The following is a 23,129-nucleotide window of genomic DNA, read 5'->3' as shown; positions in this document are numbered from 1 at the left end:
AGCGAGGTTTACATATTGAGCAAACCTCATTAAGAGTTAGTTTCTCTCGGTCTGAAGGTCCTTAAGGTCAGTGCGTTCACCTTCATTCTGCCGCTGACGTTCCAGCTCCAGAGCGCCGAAGTGCGTTAGAACGCAAAAAATGATGCAAAATATGACGCCGACAAGCAGTAGGTAAAAACCCCCATCCCAACCTACGTGATCAACCATGACGCCAAACAGACTCGTTCCCAACGACGCGCCAAGGATATAACTCATAAAACCACGCAAGCCGACGGCGGAACCGACTGCGAAACCTGGAACAATCTCCATCGTCTGCACTGATGCCAGGAACTGTGGTACATAAATAAGACAACCGACACAGGCAGCGAAAATAGTAATACTCAGTAAAGAGTCACTCTTCCAGTAACCCAGCAGGCAGAAAAATATTAAAACCATGCTGATGATAGCTGGCGGCATACGACGACCACGGAACAGCTTATCGCTCAACCAACCCGCCAACAGCGTAGTAGGGATCGCTGCCCATTCAAAAATCAGAAATGCAGTACTCATTTCCGCTTTGGTGAAATGCTTAACGCTTAATAGGTAAATCGGTAACCAGCTGATAATACCGAAACGAACCATATAAACGAAAACATCAACAAAGGAAACAAACCAGGCATTTTTGTTTTTAAGCACGTAAGTACAAAAAATCTGCCATGAACTCATATCTTCTGGTGCGCGATCATCTTTTGCTTTGACGGTGATATCATCCGGAACAATAGTGCTCAAAGGTGGTAACCCTTCGCTAACTGGAGAGCCTTTCCCTGACATCAATACAACTGCCGACATCACAACAGCAACCACGGCCGGAACAACGTAAGTAGCGATTTTCCAGTGCTCTGTCCCTACCAGCGCGAAAGCACAACCGACAATGGGTGCAACAATACCACCACCGACGTTGTGAGAAATATTCCAGACCGCGCCGACAATACCGCGCTCTTTACGCGGGAACCAGTTAGCGATGGTGATAAACGATGGGCCGACCCCCATCCCCTGAAAGAAGCCATTCAGTATGACTAACCCAGCAAACATCCAGAAGGCAAAACTGAAACCGAGCGCTAAGTTAACCAACGCACAAAGTACCAACCCCACGGCCATATAAACTTTGGGATTTGCTTTATCCGCCAGACTACTCATAATACCTTTACTAATACCATAAGCTATCAGCATACAACTACTAAGCAGGCCGATTTGCGTGGCGGACAGATTCAATTCCTGTTTTAGATAGGGTGTGGAAAGTACGAAGTTATTTCTGACAATATAATAAGAGAGATAGCCGATAAATACGCTAAAAAGCGCCTGCATACGATAACGATTATAGGTATTTTTAATTTCGTTATCCGGCACTTTATGCGTGGCCACTTTTGGCTTTAATAAAGAGAGCATAGATCACCTTCCTATTTTCATAGGGTTAACATAGATAACACTTGCTTTATGTGAAAATACAAAATGCCGTTCGATAAAAATCACTTCAGAAACTCTCAGTTATTTTTTCTGACTGCCAGCATTAATTTTCACATTTGACATTAACCGACCATAACCAAGTTCAATGGCCATGCTGATAATGAAGAAAGGCGGTGCAAAGTACAATATGCCAATAATGAGTCAAAAATAACTCAAAAAAGAAATCCACATATGCCAATTATTTCCCATAATGCGTTTACATACTGGATTATCACAACAGCTTAATCAATAATGTGCAATATAAGGTTCAATACAAAAAAATGAGTTCATTATCTATTATTTTATAATTTTGAGAGCAGTCACATATTTTACCTGTAGTCGTTGTCCGATAATAAAGCAGCCAGAAAACAAAAAAACATCATAAGCTTATCAGGGTTATACTCCGAAATGATTTACGTTTTACAAAGAGTGCTATTAGGTTGTTTCTTGTACGCCAGCGTCGCCTCCGCAGACGAACTGGTGATCGCCACAACGCTCTCATCGGAAGCGACGGAACATATTATCAATCAATGGCAAAAGCAGCCGCAGGCCGTCAAAATCCGCACATTGAACCGTACCAGTTCGTCTATTGAGCGCCTGCTTGAAAATCCATTGGGCGAAAATATCGATTTGGTGTTGAGTTCATCCCCTATGTTATTGCAGCGATTGCAAAGTAAAAACCACCTCCAGCCGTTTAACAATACGATGGAGACCAGCCGGAAGCTGGTGCCGGAATCCATCCGGGCGACCACCGTCGCCGTCGCCATTTCCGGTTATGGTATTTTAATGAACGTAAATCGCCTGGAAGAAAAAAACGAACCAATGCCGACCACCTGGGCAGCGCTGAGCCAATCGCGATATCAGGGAACGTTGCTGATGAGTAGCCCATCACGCTCAGATACCACGCACCTGATGATCGAAGATCTGTTGCAACAACAAGGGTGGCGAGAAGGCTGGAATACCTTGTTGAAGATTGGTGGCAATCTGGCAACCATTTCATCGCGCAGTTTCGGCGTCGCCAACAAGATAAGCAACGGGCTTGGAGATGTAGGGCCGGTGATCGATAACTACGCGAACGTGTTGCTAAACAATCCGTCTTTACACTTCATATATTTTCCGACCTCTCGCGCAGCCCCTATGTTCACTGCCATAACCTATGACAGCAAGCATCCGCAGGAAGCTGGACGTTTTATCAATTTTCTGCTGAGTCCAAAAGGGCAACAGGCTCTCAGCGATTCCGACTCGGGAAAATACCCCGTTTACCCATTACCGTCCGATAACCCGCAGGCAGAACAACAGTCGCAACTGTTCTCATCACCCTCTCTTGATTATCCGCTGATCATGCAGCGCCAGAAACTGATACAGCTTATGTTTGATAACGCGATCACCTTCCGTCTTACCCAACTTCAGGATGCCTGGAAGGCGTTGTACGCAGCAGAGAAGAGGCTGAAACACCCACTTCCGGAAATTCGGGGTTTGCTGACCGCAGTTCCTGTTTCGCCAGAGCAGGCCGCCGATCCGGATTATTTATGGCAATTCGAACAGAAGTCGGGATTTCGAGAAACGCAGATGATGGCATGGCAACAATTTTTTCAGCACCAGCAGCAACAGGCGATGACACAAATTGAGTTATTAAAATGAAGCGGTTGCTCACCATTGGTACGAGCTTACGACTGGCGTTCGCTTTCAGCGCAATCCTGACGCTGTTCGTCAGCGTAGTCAGTCTTTACTCATGGCATGAACAGAATTCCCAGGTACGCTATGCGCTCGATGACTACTTTCCCCGGATTCAGGCATCATTTCTGTTTGAAGAGAACCTGACGGCACTCGTTAACGAGTTCAATGAACTACAACAGACTAACAACACCAACAGCCGCATGCAGGTCAGAATGCAGATTGAACAACGACTGCAAAAAATTCAGGCAATAAGCCCACATCTGGACCCTCAGCACCAAAATGCACTGAGCCAACAGGTCATCAATAGCCGCAAACTGCTCGACAACCTGGATAAAGCGTTATATGACAATAACCAGGAAAAGGAAAAACTCGATATCATTTCATCTAGAATCAATTGGTTGCATGATGATTTCAACACCGAGTTGAACTCGCTAACCCAAGATTTAAGCTGGCAACAGTCATCCCTGCTCAATCAACTTAGTCGGGAAAAAGATCGCCGCGAAAACCAAATACTACAAAAATCGCTTCATGGCGTGCAGGATGAACTGCAGTTGGTCTTCACACTCTCCCACATAGAAGCCCAAATCGTCGACACCCTAAAAGAAATCGCTAACACTAACGACGCAGAAAATGAATCATTAAACCAACACATAAACTACCTCAACTATTTGAAACACAGCGTTGATGAAAACGTTCGCGCATTGTCCGTTTATTCAAGTACGATCACACTGCACCAGACTGTTTATTCGCTGCTGGAACTTGGCACACAGCAAAACTATCTGCCTGGGACTTTGGCGACCAGGCAGCAGGCTCAACAGACACTAGAGAGTACCATCAGAGAAAAAGAGCGTGTGCTGATGCAAATACGCGGACAATTGGAAATGCAGTTGGGGAACAGCCACCAGCAGTTGCAAACATTCAACCTGAGATTAGAAAAAATAATGCAAATTAGCGGGTTGCTGATCTTTGCTGCAATGGTGACAGCTCTGCTATTCGTGATCCTGGTAAACTATTTTTATATTCGTCCCAGAATGATCCGCCGATTCAGGCAACTCAATGACGCCGTCGTCAAACTTAGCAATGGGGAACTGAACGCTGATATTACCGTGTCCGGCACTGATGAACTCGGCAGAATCGCTAACTTACTACGCCAAACAATTGAGCAAATAAACCAGCAGCAGCGCCAGTTGGAACTAGAAATCTGCGAACGGATCGCCACTGAAAAACATCTGCGTACTGCACAAAGCGAATTGATCCAAACAGCCAAGCTGGCCGTAGTTGGTCAAACCATGACAACGCTCGCGCATGAGATCAATCAACCGCTGAACGCGATGTCCATGTATCTCTTCAGCGCCGATCGTGCGCTGGCGCAACAAGACGTTGCCTCAGTGAAAAATTACGTGGAAACCATGCGGGCACTGGTCGAGCGCATTGACAACATCGTTAAACGACTACGTAACTTTGCACGCCGCCGTGATAGTGAGCTTGTCTGTGAAGCCATAAATCTACAACAGGTTATCGAATCATCATGGGAACTTTTGGCGCTGAAGCATCGCCCGCTGAAGGCAACCCTTAGCCAACCAAGCGACTTCCCTCCGGTCTACGGCGATGACGTCCTGATTCAGCAGGTGCTGGTCAACCTATTTACTAACGCGTTGGAAGCGCGCCAAAACGAACCTCCGTCCATTACCATTGACTACGAAGTTCATGCCTCCACACTAACGCTTTACGTTGCCGATAACGGAAAGGGATGGCCGCTACAACTGGCCGATCGGCTCCTTATGCCCTTTACCACCGATAAACCCGTCGGTCTGGGGATAGGTCTTTCTATCAGTCATTCCATTATGCATCAGTGCCAGGGAGAGTTGGACATTGCGTCAACACTGGACCGCCATGCGCTGGTTATTCTACGTTTCGGGAGGCCCTAAGTATGTCAAACGATACCCCTTCTATCCTGCTGATCGATGATGATAGTGACGTCCTGCAGGCCTACAGTGAACTCTTACAGCGCGAAGGCCATTCAGTTTGCACCTGCAACGATCCCACACAAGCATTAGTGCTACTTCAGAATGAATGGCCAGGTATCGTGGTTTGCGACGTCTGCATGCCAGACATTTCCGGTATGGTGTTATTGGAAAAGCTGATGACTATCGACACCAGCCTGCCCATTCTGATGATTACCGGACACGGCGATGTACCGATGGCCGTTGAAGCAGTAAAAAAAGGCGCTTACGACTTTTTGCAAAAACCCGTTAATCCGGAACAGCTCCTGATGCTGATTGAGAAGGCTCTGAAGGAACGCAATGCCTATATGGAGCAGAAAAAATGGCGCAGATCTCAGTTCAATCAGCACTTAATCGGCGACAGCAGTTGGATACGTCAAACACGTCAACGATTAGAAACACTGGCGGAAACAGCACTCCCTGTCTGTTTTTACGGTGAGCCGGGTACCGGGAGAACTCTGTCAGCCCAGTATCTTCATCAGTTCAGTTCCCGCAGAGACAGTTCGCTAATCAACCAGACGCTGAGTGCGAATAGCACACAGCTGCTGGAGGAGTGGGTCAAGGCAGCCGAAGGTGGCACGCTGTTGCTTAAAAATATTGAGCACCTGACGCTGGAAAATCAGCGTTACCTTCTCCAACAACAAGAAAGACCACAAGACAGATCGTTTCGCCTCGTTGTCATCAGCCAGACGCCGCTAGCTGAATTGGCTGCGGCGCAGAAACTTACGGCAGAACTCTATTATCTTTTTTCCCTCACCCATATCGAATGTCTTCCACTGAGCCAGCGCCCTGGAGACATTGAACCGATATTCAATCATTACCTGGCACTTACCTGTAAGCGATTAAACCGCCAACCACCACTACTGGGAAAAGCGTTCATGAAACGGCTGATGACCCGAATCTGGCCGGGTAACATCATTGAGTTGGTCAACGCTGCGGAACTGGCGGCTGTCGGAGTGCTCATGCTTGAAGATTCCGCCAATCTCCAGGTCATGGATGCCAATTCAACACCGCTGGATGAGCGCGTCGAAAGCTACGAACGGCAGATTATTATCGATGCTCTCAATATCTATAAAGGGCGCATCAATGACGTCGTCGACTATTTCCAAATTCCAAGAAAAAAGCTCTATCTGAGGATGAAAAAGTATGGGATTGATAAAATGGATTTCCGCTATGAAAAAAAAGCAGGAAGAGTGAAAAAAGAAGAAGAATAACCGGGGCGTCCTTTACCCCTACAACTGCAATTCAAACTTGCTCTGATATATTCCTTTAATCAAAAATTCTGGGCCGTAAACACGTATGTAGTTCAATTCACGTATTCAGCCATTAGCTTAATGCAGACGGTGGCGGGTCATAAATGACTCTCCGCCTAGCTGGCGCATCTGGCGAAGGATCCACGCCTGACGGCTACGCACATACCCTGATGGCGCACTGGCTTTAAACCGCAACGGATTCGGTAGCACCGCGGCCAGAAGCGCCGCCTCCGACATCGTTAACCGGCTGGCGGGTTTGTGAAAGTAATGCTGTGCGGCAGCTTCCACGCCAAAAATTCCGTCCCCAAACTCCGCGATATTCAGGTAAACCGTCAGAATGCGCCTCTTGCTCCAGACCGTTTCCATCCCTAATGTTAAACCGGCTTCCAGACCTTTACGCACCCAACTGCGGCCATCCCATAAGAACAGGTTTTTTGCGGTCTGCTGCGATAACGTAGAAGCACCACGAATACGGTTCTCATTGCGTTCATTGTGCGCCAGCGCTTTCTCAATGGAAGCCATATCAAATCCCCAGTGATCGGGGAACTTCTGATCTTCTGCGGCAATCACCGCCAGCCCCATCCACGGAGAAATTTCTTCCATGCTAACCCAGTCGGAATGTGCCACGTAGCCAAAGTTGCCCTGCAACCATGCGCCAATTTGCCGTTCCACCATGACCGCCGAGAAGGGCACAGGCACCACGCTGAAAAGCACGATCCCGCCGCCCCAAAAAACCACCAGCACGATAACCGCGCGCAGGAAAAAGCGCTTTAGGATAGCCAGCGGTATACCGTGCCCTTTACTCATTCGGTTAAAGCCAGTACGCGCGACACCAGTTTTTCGATACCGAGTGCCGCCTGAGCAATATCCTGCGCCAGCATATAGGCGGGCGTAGTGACAATCTTGTTGTCTTCATCCACCACGATATCGTCGACCGGGCACGGCACATGCTCTGCGCCCATATCTTCCAGTACTTCAGCCGTATCAATATCGGTACCGATGGTCACGCGCAGTGGAAAATCGAAAATTTTCGGTAACATCGCGGGCGCAATGCACATGAATCCCAGTGGTTTACCCGCCTGATGCATCGCCACCGCCAGCGCCGCCAGATCGCTGTCGACCCGGCATTCACTGCCCTGACTGGCGAAATTACTCAGGTTTTTCGCTGCCCCAAAACCACCGGGGACAATCAGCGCATCCAGGTCGCTGGCAGCGGCCTGGGCCAGCGGGTGAATATCGCCCCGCGTAATACGCGCCGCTTCAATCAGAACATTGCGTGAATCAGCCATCGTTTCGCCAGTCAGATGATTAATCACATCCGTTTGCTGCCTGTCAGGTGCAAAACAGATGGCCTGAGCGTCATTACGGGCTATCGCCAGCAAAGTCAAAACGGCTTCATGAATTTCAGAACCGTCATAGACACCACAGCCACTGAGCACTACACCAATTTTTTTCATCGTCATCGTCCTTTTCTCATCTGACTGAAACGCATTAAGAATTGTAATAAAAATGCTACGCTTCACACATTTCGCTGTTTCGTGTAACAAAATATTTAAGATGTTGCTATCTTAACTGCGTGCGGCCTGAAAAACAGGGCTGCGCCCTTGTAAATCATTACTATAACTTACGGCGCAGCCACGATTTCCCTGGTGTTGGCGCAGTGTTCGCGCACCCCGGTCAAGCCGGGGTCATTTTTTTCCAGCGTTTGCCACCCAGGCTTTCAGTACAGCGACGTCGTGCTGCCACTCCTGTTTCATCTCTTCAATCCATTCACCCACGTTATCTTCCCAGGCAGGGAGATCCGGTGATTGAATTTGCTGACCGAGCTGTTGCAGATGGCGCAGGCCAACGGAACCCGCCGCACCTTTAATTTTGTGGCCTTCTTCAACAACACCTTTTTTGTCACGCGCCGTTAAATTGGATTCCAGCACGCTTAAATAACCCGGCATCATCTTCTCAAACACCGCCAGACCGTCGGTAATTAACTTCGGCCCAACCAGTTCGATGTACTGCTCTAACATCGGGATATCTAACAGCGCTTGCGATTTACTGCTTTCTTCAGGTGTCACAGTGCTCTCCTCTTTATCACGGGTATCCCAGTATTTTTTAATCATGGCCGTTAGCGCCGGAACTGACAACGGCTTGCTCAGCACGTCGTCCATTCCCGCATCCAGGTACTCTTTTTTGTCTTTCAGCACGTTGGCGGTCAATGCCACCAGCGGCGGTAGCTCTTCCCGCGCATGGCGCTGGGTGAGCTCTCGGGAGATATCCAGTCCGGTCATGTCCGGCAATTGAATATCCAGTAGCACCAAATCGTATTCACCCGGGGTAAACATCTCCAGTGCGGCTTTTCCGGTCATCGCCACATCCACGCTGTTACCCAGCTTTTCCAGCACCGAGCGCGCGACAATCACGTTCAGTTCAATGTCTTCGACCAGCAGTACATGAAGCGCCGGCAGCGGTAATTCGTTTTCCTCAAACGCATCCTCGACCTCTTCCGCAACGGCGGGCGCGTGCACGGTCAGCGTAAAGACAGAGCCGTGGCCCGGCTGGCTGGAAACTGTAATATCACCGCCCATGTTTTTGGCCAGACGGCGCGATACAGCAAGGCCAATCCCGGTGCCCGTCGCCGGTTTTCCGCCGTGGCTGTCTTTCACCTGATAATACATGGCGAAGATTTTATCCTGCTCGTCCTGCGGGATACCGATCCCGGAATCTTCGACTTCAAAGTGCAGCATATCCCCTTCATCAAAGCGGGCCCGCACCGTGACCTGGCCTTGCTGGGTGAACTTCACCGCATTGCTGATCAGATTCCACAGGATCTGACGCAACCGCGTACCGTCAGTGATCACCTTATGCGGTAATGGCAAGGTCGGTTCAAGGACAAAACGCAGCCCTTTTTGCTGGGCCTGCAGACCAGAGAGATTCTCGAGATCCGCCATAAAGCTGGTGAAATCGACCGGCTGGTTATCCAGTTGAACCTTACGCCGCTCCATCTTATCCATATCAATAATATCGTTGAAAATATTGCCCAGCGTCACCGCTGAAACATGGATAGTTTTCAGGTATTTTTCCTGCTCGCTCGTCAGGTCAGTGTCGAGCAGAATGCGGCTTAAGCCGACAATACCGTTCAGCGGAGTGCGTAGCTCATGGCTGATGGTCGAAATAAACGTCGTTTTGTCGCGGCTGGCGCGCTCCAGCGCATCCTGATAGCGCTTACGTTCGGTAATATCGCGGCCAAAGCCCATAAGACCGTGGCGCTTACCCACGCGGTCGTAATAAGGGACTTTGCGAATTTCAAAGCAGGCTTTGCGCCCGTCGGGATAATCCAGCCATTGCTCATAGGTCAGCGAAACATTGTGGCGAAAGACTTTCTCGTCCGTTTCAATCACCTTCTCCGCTGCCTCTGGCGAGTAAACATCGATAGGTCTTAAATTGACCAGTTGCTTTTCGCTCTTCCCGGTCAGCAGTTCCATAGCACGGTTGCAGCCAGAAAACTCTTTATCTTCATTACGATAAAAAACCAGATCCGGCGAAGCGTCGAGGAAGGAACGTAAGAAGGAGGATTGCTGTTCAAGCTGGATTTGCGTCTGTTCACGCTCTTTAATTTCCACCTTGAGCTGCTCAAACGTCGAGTGCCGTTCCGCTTCTGCTTTTTCGCGGTCAGCAATCTCCTGATTAAGCTGGGAAATATTGTCTTTCAACTGCACATTGAGCTTGAGATCGCGTTCGCGCATCTCTTCCAGCTTTTGCACCAGACGCGACAAACGCTGCCTGGACTCTTCCAGTTGTTCCACCACGACAGAGAGGAAATAGACTGCCCAGGGGGTGATCAGCAGACCGAAAAAGATCGAGCGGATAACGTCAATACTTTCAACCTGACCATGCAGTACCATGGTGACAGCCATCTGCACCACAATAGCCAGCACGACCAAAGCCAGCGCTAACAACAGCGAAAAGCGCACCAGACCCAATTTCATCATCAGGTCAACATAGTACTGCGCCAGCATACGGATTTGCTTCATAGAGGGTTCCTTCACGACAACCTGGCACAATAATACTCAATTCTGAGCAAGGCGTTGAAGAATGTGTGAAAAATACGTGAATGGCGCCATTTTTACGCCGGATGGCACCAGCGCCTTATTCGGTCTGTGTTTTCCTGCGCACCCGCATACGCGCTGCGTCCTCCAACATCTTAACGCACATTGTCAGGCATCACCCAGCTACGTCCCAGCGCCGAGCCCTGTACGCCGTGTTCATTCAGGTACTTATCCAGCTCCACCATTCCGGTCCAGCGGTTTTCGCACCACAGCGGGGCAAGCAACGTTGGCCGACGAGCGCTGGCAGAGATGCGGTGGAAAATCACCTCCGGCGGTGTATGGCGGATCATCTCGCCCGCGGTAACGGTGTAATCCTCCAGCGCAATACCGCTTAAGCGCCCTGCTTCCCACGCCTTCGCCATGATGCTGCCTTTAACAATATGTAGCGGGTGCAACTTAATGCCATCGACGCCGGTTTCCACGACACGCTCCAGCGTTTGCAAACATTCGCTCTGCCCTTCTCCCGGCAGGCCGACAATCAGGTGCGAGCAGACTTTTAACCCGCGCTCACGGGCAAGCTGAGTGGTGCGTTGATAACAGGCGAAATCATGACCGCGATTGATGCGGTGTAGTGTTTTGTCGTTCGCGGTTTGCAACCCCAGTTCCAGCCAGACTTCATAGCCCTGGTCTTTGTATTCGCACAGCAGATCCAACACAGCATCGGGGACGCAGTCCGGGCGCGTTCCAACGCACAATCCCACAATGCTGGCCTGACTTACCGCCTGTTGATACATCGAGCGCAGCACCTGTACTTCAGCAAAGGTGCTGGTATAAGCCTGGAAATAGGCCAGATAACGTTTGGCGCGATTCACCAGATTCGCCTGGTGCGCGAGTTGCTCAGCAATGGAGTGATGCTGCTGCGCTTCATCGGCAAAAGAGGCGACATTACAGAAGGTGCATCCGCCACGTCCGATGGTGCCATCACGGTTTGGGCAGCTAAACCCGCCGTGCAGCGTCAGTTTATGAACCTTTTGCCCATAACGACGTGAAAGATCCCCACCAAACATATTGACTAATTTCTGTAACTGCATAATCTGATAGACCGCGCCTTGAAAAGAGGCCAAAGCCTGCCATTTTTAGCCCTTGTCGGCGATGACCTGGATCAATCGTCACGGCGGCCTTTTATCAATTGCATAATCAATCAAAATAAACGAAATTTCATTCAAAATAGTCTTAATTACTTTTCCTTATCTTCAGCCCTTTTTTTCATCTTCTGACGGCTTCAGGGTAAAAACAGTATCATGAAACGCCTGCCATCCATAAACCAGCATAAAATGCTGACTCTCACGGTTAATCAAGCTGAGATAGGGGTCAACAGCCCTTCCAGACAGTGAGACAGATCACACTCTCCGCTCCGTTTACCGAGCGTTAAATCAATGTGAAAAGTCTATTATTTTCAATGCACTCAACACATTAATCGACCAATAGCACATTTTTGCATAAATAAGATTGCCATTTGACCTGTGTGTGGATTCCCGATAAGTTGGAAATCCGCTGGAAGCTTTCTGGATGAGTCGTGTGCTCATCATATTTATGCAGTAATTGAGATTCCCTCTGACAGCAAGTCCTCAAACTTGTTTGACCTACGCGAAACGGATGAAAGAGGGCGAATGCGAGGTAAGCGTATGACACGCAAACCCCGTCGCCATGCTCTTGGTGTGCCCGTGCGCAGCGGTCCAGAGAGGCGTCCCTCAGAGCCTGGGGAGGTTCACTGATATGTTGTACGATAAATCTCTTGAGAGGGATAACTGTGGTTTCGGCCTGATCGCCCACATAGAAGGCGAACCTAGCCACAAGGTAGTGCGTACTGCTATACACGCGCTGGCCCGAATGCAGCACCGTGGCGCCATTCTCGCGGATGGAAAAACCGGCGATGGCTGCGGTTTGTTACTGCAAAAACCCGACCGCTTTTTTCGCATTGTTGCCGAAGAGCGCGGCTGGCGTTTAGCCAAAAACTACGCCGTCGGGATGATCTTTCTGAATAAAGATCCTGAGCTGGCGGCCGCATCCCGTCGAATTGTCGAAGAAGAACTCCAGCAGGAAACCCTGTCGATCGTTGGCTGGCGCGAAGTGCCGACCAATGAAGGCGTTCTCGGTGAAATCGCCCTCTCCTCTCTGCCACGTATTGAGCAAATTTTCGTTAACGCGCCTGCGGGTTGGCGTCCACGTGATATGGAACGCCGCCTGTTTATCGCCCGCCGCCGTATCGAAAAACGTCTGCAGGAAGACAAAGACTTCTACGTTTGCAGTCTGTCGAACCTGGTGAACATTTATAAAGGTCTGTGTATGCCGGCGGATCTGCCGCGCTTTTACCTGGACCTCGCGGACCTGCGTCTGGAATCAGCTATCTGCCTGTTCCACCAGCGCTTCTCCACTAACACCGTGCCACGCTGGCCGCTGGCGCAGCCGTTCCGTTACCTGGCACACAACGGTGAGATCAATACCATCACCGGCAACCGCCAGTGGGCGCGCGCCCGTACCTATAAATTCCAGACGCCGCTGATCCCGGATTTGCAGTCCGCCGCCCCGTTCGTCAACGAAACCGGCTCCGATTCCAGCTCACTGGATAACATGCTGGAGCTGTTGCTGGCCGGCGGGATGGACATCATCCGCGCCATGCGCTTGCTGGTACCGCCAGCCTGGCAGAACAACCCGGATATGGATCCGGATCTGCGCGCCTTCTTTGACTTTAACTCCATGCACATGGAGCCGTGGGACGGCCCGGCAGGCATCGTAATGTCTGATGGTCGCTTTGCGGCCTGTAACCTTGACCGTAACGGTCTGCGCCCGGCGCGCTACGTCATCACCAAAGATAAGTTGATCACCTGTGCTTCTGAAGTGGGGATCTGGGATTACCAGCCTGACGAAGTGGTCGAGAAAGGCCGCGTCGGTCCGGGCGAACTGATGGTGATCGATACCCGCAGCGGGCACATCCTGCACTCTGCGGAAACTGACGACGATCTGAAAAGCCGCCACCCGTATAAAGAGTGGATGGAGAAAAACGTCCGCCGTCTGGTGCCGTTTGAAGAACTGGCCGATGACCAAGTGGGTCAACGTGAGCTGGATGACGACACCCTCGCCAGCTACCAGAAACAGTTTAACTACAGCGCCGAAGAGCTGGATTCCGTGATCCGCGTGTTGGGTGAAAACGGCCAGGAAGCGGTGGGTTCAATGGGCGACGACACCCCGTTTGCCGTGCTCTCCAGCCAGCCACGTATCATTTACGACTACTTCCGCCAGCAGTTCGCGCAGGTCACCAACCCGCCGATCGATCCGCTGCGTGAAGCACACGTGATGTCGCTGGCCACCAGCATCGGTCGCGAAATGAACGTCTTTTGTGAAGCGGAAGGCCAGGCGCACCGTTTGAGCTTCAAATCGCCGATTTTGCTGTACTCCGATTTCAAACAGCTCACCACCATGAAAGAGGAGCATTATCGCGCGGATACGCTGGACATCACCTTCGACGTGACGCAAACCTCACTCGAAGAGACGGTGAAAGCGCTGTGCGACAAAGCGGAGCAAATGGTTCGCAACGGCACCGTATTGCTGGTGCTCTCCGACCGTAACATCGGCAAAAACCGTTTGCCGGTTCCGGCACCAATGGCGGTCGGTGCGGTGCAGACGCGTCTGGTCGCACAGAACCTGCGCTGCGACGCTAACATCATTGTCGAAACCGCCAGCACGCGCGACCCGCACCACTTTGCCGTGCTATTGGGCTTCGGCGCGACGGCAATCTATCCCTACCTCGCGTATGAAACACTGGGCCGTCTGAGCGACACCCACGCGATTGCGAAAGACTATCGTACCGTGATGCTGAACTACCGTAATGGCATCAACAAAGGTCTTTACAAGATCATGTCCAAAATGGGCATCTCGACCATCGCCTCTTACCGCTGTTCAAAACTGTTTGAAGCCGTCGGTCTGCACGATGATGTGGTCAGCCTGTGCTTCCAGGGTGTGGTCAGCCGTATCAGTGGCGCAGGTTTTACCGACTTCCAGCAGGACCTGCTGAATCTTTCCAAACATGCCTGGCTGGCGCGTAAACCGTTGGGTCAGGGCGGCCTGCTGAAATATGTTCACGGCGGCGAATATCACGCCTATAACCCGGATGTCGTGCGCACCCTGCAACAGGCTGTTCAAAGCGGCGAGTACAGCGACTATCAGGAGTACGCGAAACTGGTCAACGAACGCCCGGCGACAACGCTGCGCGATCTGCTGGCAATCACGCCCGGCGAAAAGGCCGTGAGCATTGATGAAGTCGAGCCCGCCACTGAACTGTTCAAACGCTTCGATACGGCAGCGATGTCAATCGGCGCACTGAGCCCGGAAGCGCACGAAGCGCTGGCGGAAGCGATGAACAGCATCGGCGGTAACTCTAACTCTGGCGAAGGCGGTGAAGATCCGGCGCGCTACGGCACCAACAAAGTGTCGCGCATCAAGCAGGTGGCTTCCGGTCGTTTCGGTGTGACCCCGGCGTATCTGGTGAACGCCGATGTGATTCAAATTAAAGTCGCTCAGGGCGCGAAGCCGGGCGAAGGCGGTCAGTTGCCGGGGGATAAAGTGACCCCGTACATCGCCAAACTGCGCTACTCGGTGCCGGGGGTGACGCTGATCTCCCCGCCTCCGCACCACGATATCTACTCAATCGAGGACTTGGCGCAGCTGATTTTCGACCTCAAGCAGGTCAACCCGAAAGCGATGATCTCCGTGAAGCTGGTTTCCGAACCGGGCGTCGGCACCATCGCCACCGGCGTGGCGAAAGCCTATGCCGATTTGATCACCATCGCCGGTTACGACGGTGGCACCGGCGCGAGCCCGCTCTCGTCAGTGAAATACGCGGGCTGTCCGTGGGAACTGGGCCTGGTGGAAACCCAGCAGGCACTGGTGGCTAACGGTTTGCGTCACAAGATCCGTTTGCAGGTCGACGGCGGTCTGAAAACCGGCGTTGATATCATCAAAGCGGCAATTCTGGGCGCGGAAAGCTTCGGCTTCGGAACCGGCCCGATGGTGGCGCTGGGGTGTAAATACCTGCGTATTTGCCACCTGAACAACTGCGCAACGGGCGTGGCAACCCAGGACGAAAAACTGCGTAAGAACCACTACCACGGCCTGCCGTTCAAAGTGACCAACTACTTTGAATTCATCGCCCGCGAAACCCGCGAGCTGATGGCGATGCTTGGCGTGACGCGTCTGGTGGATCTGATTGGCCGTACCGACCTGCTAAAAGAGCTGGAAGGGTTTACCGCCAAACAGCAGAAGCTGGAACTGTCTCGCCTGCTGGAGACGGCCGAGCCGCATCCTGGCAAAGCCGTGTTCTGCACCGAAAACAACCCTCCGTTCGACAACGGTGTGCTGAACGCACAGCTGTTACAACAGGCAAAACCGTTCGTCGACGAGTGCCTGAGCAAAACATTCTGGTTTGATATTCGCAACACTGACCGTTCCGTCGGCGCATCGCTCTCTGGCTATATTGCGCAGACGCATGGCGATCAGGGACTGGCGGCGGACCCCATCAAAGCGCACTTCAGCGGTACGGCTGGCCAGAGCTTCGGCGTCTGGAACGCAGGCGGCGTGGAGTTGTACCTGACCGGTGATGCCAACGACTATGTCGGCAAAGGCATGGCAGGCGGCTTGCTGGCGGTGCGTCCACCGGTCGGTTCGGCCTTCCGCAGCCATGAGGCGAGCATTATCGGCAACACCTGTCTGTATGGCGCTACCGGGGGACGTTTGTTTGCCGCAGGCCGCGCGGGTGAACGTTTCGGCGTACGTAATTCCGGCGCAATCACAGTCGTGGAAGGCATTGGCGACAATGGCTGTGAATACATGACCGGCGGTATTGTGTGTATTCTCGGTAAAACCGGGGTGAACTTCGGTGCCGGCATGACGGGCGGATTCGCCTACGTGCTGGACGAGAGCGGCGATTTCCGCAAACGTGTGAACCCGGAACTGGTGGAAGTGCTGAGCGTAGACTCGCTGGCTATCCACGAAGAACACCTGCGCGGGTTGATCACCGAGCATGTGCAGCATACTGGTTCTCAACGTGGTGAAGAGATTCTGGCAAACTGGCCTGCTTTCTCCGCGAAATTCGCGCTGGTTAAACCGAAGTCCAGCGATGTGAAAGCACTGTTGGGTCACCGTAGTCGTAGCGCAGCTGAGCTGCGTGTGCAGGCGCAGTAAGGGGTTAAGATGAGTCAGAACGTATATCAATTTATCGACCTGCAGCGCGTTGATCCGCCGAAAAAACCGCTGAAGATCCGCAAAATCGAGTTTGTAGAAATCTACGAGCCGTTTTCCGAAGGTCAGGCGAAAGCGCAGGCGGATCGCTGTCTCTCCTGCGGCAACCCGTACTGCGAGTGGAAATGTCCGGTTCATAACTACATCCCGAACTGGCTGAAGCTGGCGAACGAAGGGCGTATCTTTGAAGCGGCAGAGTTGTCTCACCAGACCAATACCCTGCCGGAAGTGTGCGGTCGCGTCTGCCCGCAGGACCGACTGTGCGAAGGTTCCTGTACGCTGAACGATGAGTTTGGCGCGGTGACTATCGGCAACATCGAACGCTATATCAATGATAAAGCCTTCGAAATGGGCTGGCGTCCGGATATGACCGGCGTTCGCCAGACCGACAAGCGCGTGGCTATTATCGGCGCGGGTCCGGCTGGGCTGGCCTGTGCCGATGTGCTGACCCGCAACGGTGTGAAGGCGGTGGTGTTTGACAGGCATCCGGAGATCGGCGGCCTGCTGACCTTTGGTATTCCGGCCTTCAAGCTGGAAAAAGAGGTGATGACCCGCCGCCGTGAAATCTTCACCGGGATGGGCATTGAGTTCAAACTCAACGTTGAAGTGGGTCGTGACGTACAGCTCGACGCCCTGCTGAAAGAGTACGATGCCGTCTTCCTCGGCGTCGGAACCTATCAGTCAATGCGCGGCGGTCTGGAAAACGAAGATGCCGATGGCGTGTTCGACGCCCTGCCGTTCCTGATCGCCAATACCAAACAGATGATGGGCTTTGGCGAAACTACGGATGAACCGTTTGTCAGCATGGAAGGCAAACGCGTGGTGGTACTGGGCGGTGGCGATACTGCGATGGACTGTGTTCGTACCTCGATTCGTCAGGGCGCGACACACGTCACCTGCGCCTATCGTCGTGACGAAGAGAACATGCCAGGCTCCAGACGCGAAGTGAAAAACGCGCGTGAAGAAGGTGTCGAGTTTCAGTTCAACGTGCAGCCGCTGGGTGTGGAGATAAACGCGAACGGTAAAGTGTGCGGCGTGAAGATGGCGCGCACTGAGATGGGGGCCCCGGATGCGAAAGGGCGCCGTCGCGCGGAGATCGTTGCTGGTTCCGAGCACGTTGTTCCGGCTGATGCGGTGGTGATGGCGTTTGGTTTCCGTCCGCACAGCATGGAATGGCTGGCGCAACACAGCGTTGAACTGGATTCTCAGGGGCGGATTATCGCACCGGAAGGCAGCGACAACGCCTTCCAGACCAGCAACCCGAAAATCTTCGCCGGTGGCGATATCGTTCGCGGTTCGGATCTGGTGGTCACGGCGATTGCCGAAGGCCGTAAAGCGGCAGATGGGATCATGAACTGGCTGGAAGTGTAAGTCTCAGTGCCGGAGGGCGGCGTAACCGCCTTATCCGGCCTACGGTTTTGCGTACGTTGTTGGCCGGATAAGGCGAAAGCCGCCATCCGGCTTTTTTATGCGTTGAATAAACTCGCGCGCACCTTCACAACCACCTTCTTAATGTCCCCTGGAACATCAACAACGCAGCCCGGCTTATGCGGTTCTCCCGGCATAAATACCGCGAACATGCCCGGCGTCAACACTAACGCCTGTTCATTGTCGATGTGAGTACACAGCTGATAATCCTCCTCAACGTGCATCTCCTCACACTGACGCGCAGAACCGATGACGCCGAACAGAATGCGTTCCTCGCCCGCCAACAGCAGTTGAATATCGATGTACTTTTCATGCAGCTCTGCCTTCTTCTCCTGCGGAGGCTGTGTGGCAAACTGCATCACATTCATAAAAATATCGTCACCGCGCAGTTCATAACGCCCTGGCGCTGTTTCCTGTGGTCGGGCCGCTAACGCCAGCGTTAGCGCCTCTTCCAGTACCGGATGTAATCCGGCTGACGCCAGCGATTGAATATCACCTGTTACCATGATTTTTCTCCCTGAGCTATCAACGTAGCCCCTAATAACCCGGCGTCATGCCGGTAATGCGCCGCACTCAACGCCACGTGGTACACCGGCTGCTCCTGCGCCAGAAAGTGACGAACATGCGTCAGATACTCTGGCGCCAGACCTACACTGCCGCCAATGACTACCCGCTGGCAATCGGTGGTGGCTTTCACATCGGCAATTAACCGCGCCAGCACCTGAGCGGAATGCTGGACCAACCGTATTGCCTGTTCATGCCCTTCAGCCGCCCGGGCAAAAATCGTTTTTGCATCACATCCAGCAAGTTCACCCTGAGCCGCCGCCGCAATGCCGCGTCCGGAGGCGATCGCTTCCACACACCCCACGCGTCCGCAGCCACACACCGGCCCCTGCGGATCCGCCAGCGTATGCCCCAGATGTCCGGCAAGTCCTCCCGCTCCGGTCAATAATTGACCGCCGCTGACGATGCCTCCCCCGACACCGGTTGAAACGGTGATAAACACCATGTCGCTGACCTCTTTCGCAATGGCATGATATTCCGCCCAGGCCGCCGCCTGAGCATCATTCACCGCCAGCGCCGATAATCCGGTCAGTTCCTCTAAGGTGTGCACCAACGGGAAGTGCATCAGCCCGCCCAGATTTTGCGGATTAATCGACTGCAAGACGCCCTGATGAATAATACCGGTCGAGGCAATCGCCACCCGTTTCGCCTGACTTTGCAGCGGCTCAATCAACATTTTTAAGGCTTCGCGCAGCGCATCCGGTGTTTTGCTGGCAGGAGTGGGACGTTCGCAGCGTTCACGGATCTGCAGATCGTCGCCCACCAGCGCGGCAGCCAGTTTGGTGCCACCGATATCTATCGCCAATGTCGTCATTGCGCCTCCTGATGCCACTGACACCGGGATCCCGGTCGAGTGATGGCGGGACTTCTTTTACCCTGTAGTTCAGGTAACAACATGCTTCTTCCCCTACAAAGATTGCCCGGTACGCGACCGGGCAAGCGGATCAATTTTTCGTGTTGACTAAGGCGCTTTTGTCACCGCCCAACGGTACGACACCGCTGAACGGTTTGCCGTCGATAGCGTCATGCGTACGTAGCGCTTCTGGACGCAGCCAGCGTTGAACACGGGTCGGCATATCGAGGCCAATCAGCAGGATCACCACAAACGTCAGGCTAAAGGAGAGCGATCCCAGCGCGGTACCCAGATCCAGGCGTTGCGCAATCAATGCACCAAGGATCGGCGCCAGCGCGCCACCAAGAGCACCCACGTTATAGGTAAAGCCCAGACCTGCCGCACGCTGGTCGGTATCAAAATATCCGCCGATCAATTTCGGCAGGATCCCTGAGATCCCCTGGCCCAACATCTGCTGGAAGAACAGCAGCAGACCCAATACCCATACGTTTCCACCGCCAATGGCAAAAACCGGAATAATGAGCAACTGTGAGGCCAGCAGGCTACAAACGTAGGCTTTGCGGGTGCCCAGCCAGTCGCCGAGGAAACCGCCCACGCAGCAGCCTACCGCCGCGCCGAAGCCGCTAAAGAACAGAATGTTCGCTACCGTGTGCGGATCATAGGACAGCTCGGTTTTGAGATAGGTTGGGAGCAATGCCTGGATAGGCCAGGAGTAAAGGAACGCAAACAGCACCACCAGCATAAGCGTGACGCCGGTTGGCCAGCGTTTACCGCTACTCTGCACCATAAAGCTGATGAAGATGACGGCACACAGCAGACCTAATCCCGCCACAATGGCGGCATTGTGCAGATTACCTGCGAAGCAGAACCACAGAGCGGTCGCCGCCACGATGGTCATCAGGATATTAATGACCCGATGCTCACCCCGGTAGAGAATATCGACCATGGTACGTACTGGCGCTTGCCCTTCGTGTTTTTCTTTCCAGTCTTCCGCTTCCGGAATATTTTTTCGTAGCCAGAGCGCAAAGACGATCGGTACGATGCCAATGAAAAAGAGAACGCGCCAGCCCCAGATAGGTACCACCAGACTGTAGACCTGGGCTGCGATAACCGCGCCAATAGAGAAGCCGGAGATCAAAAATCCGCTGGCTTTGTTACGCAACTGCTTAGGCCAGCTTTCAATAACGTAGGTTGCGCTTGAACCATATTCGCCTGCCATGCCCATACCAATGACCAGACGCGCGATAAACATGGTGGTGTAACCAGGTGCAAAGCCGCAGGCCAGCGTACCGACGGAAAAAAGGATAATGCTACTGACCATTGCCAGACGGCGACCATAACGGTCCCCCATGGCGCCAAGCATCAGCCCGCCGAACCAACGGGAAATAAAGGCTGCCGAGATCAGACTTGCCGCCTGAACCGTCGTCAACCCAAACTCACTTTGTACATCTGTCAATACAAGCGCAATTAATACAAAATCAAATCCATCAAGCACATACCCTAACCAGGCGGCGGAAAATGCCCGCCACTGTGCCCGGTTGAGATGGCGATACCACGGGATGCTCTGGGTATTAGTACTCATTTTACTCTCCCGACGATTTTCATTGTTGTGCCGGATAACGGCATTGCCTTATCCGGCCTACGTTCGTTCTATGTAGGCCGGGCAGGCAAAGCGCCCCCGGCTATCCGCTGTTACGCCCTTTCCGCCAGCAGTTGGTTTGCCAATGCTTGCAGTTCTGGCAGATATTTTTCATCCACAGGCGCAAACGGTTTGCGGCACAGCGGTACAGAAACAACGTCCATGTAGTGCAGTACGGTTTTCAGGCCACGGAACACGCCCACTTTGATCAGCAGGTCGATCACCTTGTTACATTCGCGCTGCAACTGCTGTGCTTTAGCGATATTCCCTTCTTTCAGGGCCTGCACGATCCCCATGTAGCGCCAGCCCATAATGTTGTAGGTACTGCCGATCCCGCCATCCGCGCCCGCCAGCAGACCGGATGCGAAGATTTCGTCGTAACCGTTGTAGAGCACCAGATCCGGATGCGCACGACGAATCTGCTCCATCTGATAGAGATCGCCCGAGGTCTGTTTCAGCGCACCAACGCCTGGCAGCGTGACCAGCGTATTGATTTGATCCAGTGTCAGTTTGACACCGCTCAGTGCCGGAATGTTGTAGACCACCATCGGCAATCCATCAGCAGAATCGATAATCGCGCGGTAGTGATCGCAATGTTCTTCAAAGCTGAACGGATAGTAGAACGGCGTAACCGCAGAGACGGCATCAAAACCGTAACGGCTGGCCGCTGCTGCCAGTTGCTGGCTTTCCGCCGTGCTGACGCAACCCACATGAGCAATCAGGGTAATTTTGCCTTTGCCCTCTTCGGCCACGATTTCAAGCACTTCTTCGCGCTCGGCAAGGCTTTGCACAAAGGCTTCCCCAGTGGAACCTCCGACATACACCCCATCAATTCCCTGCTCAATGTTGAATCGCACCAGGCGGCGCAGGCTGTCCTTATCAACTTTCTGCTGCGCGTCGAAAGGGGTCAGGAGTGCGGGCATCACGCCACGTAAATTGCTTGCCATAAATACCTCGTAGTGGTGTTTAAACTGATTAACTATGTACCTTTATACCTGTTATACCAGAACACTTTTACGACAGCGTAATACAGAAAGCTTATTGTGCGATCGACTTCACTAAACCGATCGCAATACGGGGATTACTTGCGGGATTTTTTGGCTTTACCGAAGGCGTGCCAGGTGGCAGACACGCTGTTGAGGTGGCATTGCAGTGCGCGGTCTGCTTCGTCAGGATCGCGGGCGCGGATCGCATCGACAATAGCAATATGCTGTTGATAACTCACGCTGTTATGTTCATACAGCGCTTCATCAGCAACTTTCGGGCGCGCGGCGATCAGCCAGTCGAGGAGCGCGACGTGGATTGCCATAAAGATCGGGTTGCCCGGGATCTCTGCCAGCACACGGTGAAAATCGACATCGGAGCGAATGAACTGGCTATTGTCATCCAGCGACTGACTGTTGATCTCCAGGGCTTTGCTCAACATGGCAATCTGTTCGTCTGTGGCGTGCTCGGCGGCGTAACGCACCAGGCTCGATTCAAAGAAAAGGCGCAGTTGTTCAAAATGCGCGATGCCACCAGGGTGCGAGAGAAAATCTTTCGCCATGCCGGAAAGTTCGCTGATGATGGTGTCCGCTGAGGGGCGTGAGACGCGCGCGCGTTCACCGTTGTTGATTTGTACCAGACCTTTGCGCTTGAGCGCGGCCAGCGCTTCACGTACCGACGGGCGTCCGACGTTAAAGAATGCCATCAGTTCGCGCTCGGATGGCAACGGCTCCCCTTCGCCAAATTCACGGCGGCGGATCATCTGCTCCAGCTCTTCTTCAACCATTTCAGAGAGTTTTTTACGTGCCAGCGGGCGGCGGCGCAAACTGTTACCGATGGTTGATGGAGAATCTTCTGCTTGCGAATCAAATGCGTTCATAGCGTCCAGTCTGATGAATTATGACCAACAAC

General features: G+C 52.8%; 15 protein-coding genes. 5 read left to right on the top strand and 10 right to left on the bottom strand.

Features of this window, described 5'->3' with window-relative positions; genetic code table 11:
• Positions 1-36: 36 nt before the first annotated feature.
• On the bottom strand, positions 37-1,425 hold the full coding sequence (locus tag JM656_RS02240) for an MFS transporter (protein ID WP_203359827.1): 1,389 nt from the start codon (positions 1,423-1,425) through the stop codon (positions 37-39).
• A gap of 465 nt (positions 1,426-1,890) precedes the next feature.
• Here JM656_RS02240 and JM656_RS02235 point away from each other — a divergent pair, with 465 nt between their 5' ends.
• The 3 genes from JM656_RS02235 to JM656_RS02225 are packed head-to-tail and all read left to right on the top strand — an operon-like array spanning position 1,891 to position 6,376.
• Complete coding sequence (locus JM656_RS02235) at positions 1,891-3,123, top strand: ABC transporter substrate-binding protein (protein ID WP_304521081.1); 1,233 nt, start codon at positions 1,891-1,893, stop codon at positions 3,121-3,123.
• Positions 3,120-5,087 (top strand): ATP-binding protein, encoded by a 1,968-nt coding sequence (locus tag JM656_RS02230; RefSeq protein WP_203359826.1) that lies wholly within the window; start codon positions 3,120-3,122, stop codon positions 5,085-5,087. The genes JM656_RS02235 and JM656_RS02230 overlap by 4 nt, the downstream gene beginning before the upstream one ends.
• Before the next feature lie 2 nt (positions 5,088-5,089).
• Positions 5,090-6,376 (top strand): sigma-54 dependent transcriptional regulator, encoded by a 1,287-nt coding sequence (locus JM656_RS02225; RefSeq protein ID WP_203359825.1) that lies wholly within the window; start codon positions 5,090-5,092, stop codon positions 6,374-6,376.
• A 117-nt stretch (positions 6,377-6,493) separates the two neighbouring features.
• On the opposite strand, the gene mtgA is transcribed toward JM656_RS02225, so the two are convergent.
• The 4 genes from mtgA to JM656_RS02205 form a co-directional block, all read right to left on the bottom strand.
• Positions 6,494-7,222 (bottom strand): monofunctional biosynthetic peptidoglycan transglycosylase, encoded by a 729-nt coding sequence (gene mtgA / locus JM656_RS02220; protein WP_203359824.1) that lies wholly within the window; start codon positions 7,220-7,222, stop codon positions 6,494-6,496.
• Positions 7,219-7,872 carry an isoprenoid biosynthesis glyoxalase ElbB gene (elbB, locus tag JM656_RS02215; RefSeq protein WP_203359823.1) on the bottom strand — a complete coding sequence of 218 codons (654 nt, stop codon included), beginning with the start codon at positions 7,870-7,872 and terminating at the stop codon, positions 7,219-7,221. The genes mtgA and elbB overlap by 4 nt, the downstream gene beginning before the upstream one ends.
• A gap of 231 nt (positions 7,873-8,103) precedes the next feature.
• Complete coding sequence (gene arcB / locus JM656_RS02210) at positions 8,104-10,440, bottom strand: aerobic respiration two-component sensor histidine kinase ArcB (RefSeq protein WP_203359822.1); 2,337 nt, start codon at positions 10,438-10,440, stop codon at positions 8,104-8,106.
• A gap of 170 nt (positions 10,441-10,610) precedes the next feature.
• Entirely contained in the window at positions 10,611-11,546 is a 936-nt protein-coding gene (locus tag JM656_RS02205; protein WP_203359821.1) for a TIGR01212 family radical SAM protein, read from the bottom strand.
• A gap of 685 nt (positions 11,547-12,231) precedes the next feature.
• Here JM656_RS02205 and gltB point away from each other — a divergent pair.
• Positions 12,232-16,692, top strand: coding sequence for a glutamate synthase large subunit (gene gltB / locus JM656_RS02200; protein ID WP_203359820.1), 4,461 nt, complete (start codon positions 12,232-12,234; stop codon positions 16,690-16,692).
• Between the two features lie 9 nt (positions 16,693-16,701).
• The gene (gltD, locus tag JM656_RS02195; protein ID WP_203359819.1) at positions 16,702-18,120 is read left to right on the top strand and encodes a glutamate synthase subunit GltD; all 1,419 of its coding nucleotides are present in this window, start codon (positions 16,702-16,704) and stop codon (positions 18,118-18,120) included.
• 95 nt (positions 18,121-18,215) lie between these two features.
• Here the strand turns inward: gltD and nanQ are convergent, their stop codons facing one another.
• The 5 genes from nanQ to nanR form a co-directional block, all read right to left on the bottom strand.
• Entirely contained in the window at positions 18,216-18,683 is a 468-nt protein-coding gene (nanQ, locus tag JM656_RS02190; RefSeq protein WP_203359818.1) for an N-acetylneuraminate anomerase, read from the bottom strand.
• Positions 18,677-19,555, bottom strand: coding sequence for an N-acetylmannosamine kinase (locus JM656_RS02185; protein ID WP_203359817.1), 879 nt, complete (start codon positions 19,553-19,555; stop codon positions 18,677-18,679). The genes nanQ and JM656_RS02185 overlap by 7 nt, the downstream gene beginning before the upstream one ends.
• Before the next feature lie 130 nt (positions 19,556-19,685).
• Entirely contained in the window at positions 19,686-21,176 is a 1,491-nt protein-coding gene (locus JM656_RS02180; protein ID WP_203359816.1) for an MFS transporter, read from the bottom strand.
• Between the two features lie 110 nt (positions 21,177-21,286).
• Positions 21,287-22,180, bottom strand: a complete 894-nt coding sequence (gene nanA, locus JM656_RS02175) for an N-acetylneuraminate lyase (protein ID WP_203359815.1) — start codon at positions 22,178-22,180, stop codon at positions 21,287-21,289.
• Between the two features lie 134 nt (positions 22,181-22,314).
• On the bottom strand, positions 22,315-23,106 hold the full coding sequence (gene nanR, locus JM656_RS02170) for a transcriptional regulator NanR (protein ID WP_203361197.1): 792 nt from the start codon (positions 23,104-23,106) through the stop codon (positions 22,315-22,317).
• Positions 23,107-23,129 lie beyond the last annotated feature (23 nt).

Source organism: Citrobacter sp. R56 (assembly GCF_016811995.1).
GTDB lineage: Bacteria > Pseudomonadota > Gammaproteobacteria > Enterobacterales > Enterobacteriaceae > Citrobacter_D > Citrobacter_D enshiensis.
Note: the sequence above shows the minus strand (reverse complement) of the source record. Positions and strands in the feature narration are given on the sequence as shown.

Coding starts and splice junctions, on each gene's coding strand:
- JM656_RS02240 (WP_203359827.1), bottom strand. CDS start 1,425: ATGCTCTCTTTATTAAAGCCAAAAGTGGCCACGCATAAAGTGCCGGAT.
- JM656_RS02235 (WP_304521081.1), top strand. CDS start 1,891: ATGATTTACGTTTTACAAAGAGTGCTATTAGGTTGTTTCTTGTACGCC.
- JM656_RS02230 (WP_203359826.1), top strand. CDS start 3,120: ATGAAGCGGTTGCTCACCATTGGTACGAGCTTACGACTGGCGTTCGCT.
- JM656_RS02225 (WP_203359825.1), top strand. CDS start 5,090: ATGTCAAACGATACCCCTTCTATCCTGCTGATCGATGATGATAGTGAC.
- mtgA (WP_203359824.1), bottom strand. CDS start 7,222: ATGAGTAAAGGGCACGGTATACCGCTGGCTATCCTAAAGCGCTTTTTC.
- elbB (WP_203359823.1), bottom strand. CDS start 7,872: ATGAAAAAAATTGGTGTAGTGCTCAGTGGCTGTGGTGTCTATGACGGT.
- arcB (WP_203359822.1), bottom strand. CDS start 10,440: ATGAAGCAAATCCGTATGCTGGCGCAGTACTATGTTGACCTGATGATG.
- JM656_RS02205 (WP_203359821.1), bottom strand. CDS start 11,546: ATGCAGTTACAGAAATTAGTCAATATGTTTGGTGGGGATCTTTCACGT.
- gltB (WP_203359820.1), top strand. CDS start 12,232: ATGTTGTACGATAAATCTCTTGAGAGGGATAACTGTGGTTTCGGCCTG.
- gltD (WP_203359819.1), top strand. CDS start 16,702: ATGAGTCAGAACGTATATCAATTTATCGACCTGCAGCGCGTTGATCCG.
- nanQ (WP_203359818.1), bottom strand. CDS start 18,683: ATGGTAACAGGTGATATTCAATCGCTGGCGTCAGCCGGATTACATCCG.
- JM656_RS02185 (WP_203359817.1), bottom strand. CDS start 19,555: ATGACGACATTGGCGATAGATATCGGTGGCACCAAACTGGCTGCCGCG.
- JM656_RS02180 (WP_203359816.1), bottom strand. CDS start 21,176: ATGAGTACTAATACCCAGAGCATCCCGTGGTATCGCCATCTCAACCGG.
- nanA (WP_203359815.1), bottom strand. CDS start 22,180: ATGGCAAGCAATTTACGTGGCGTGATGCCCGCACTCCTGACCCCTTTC.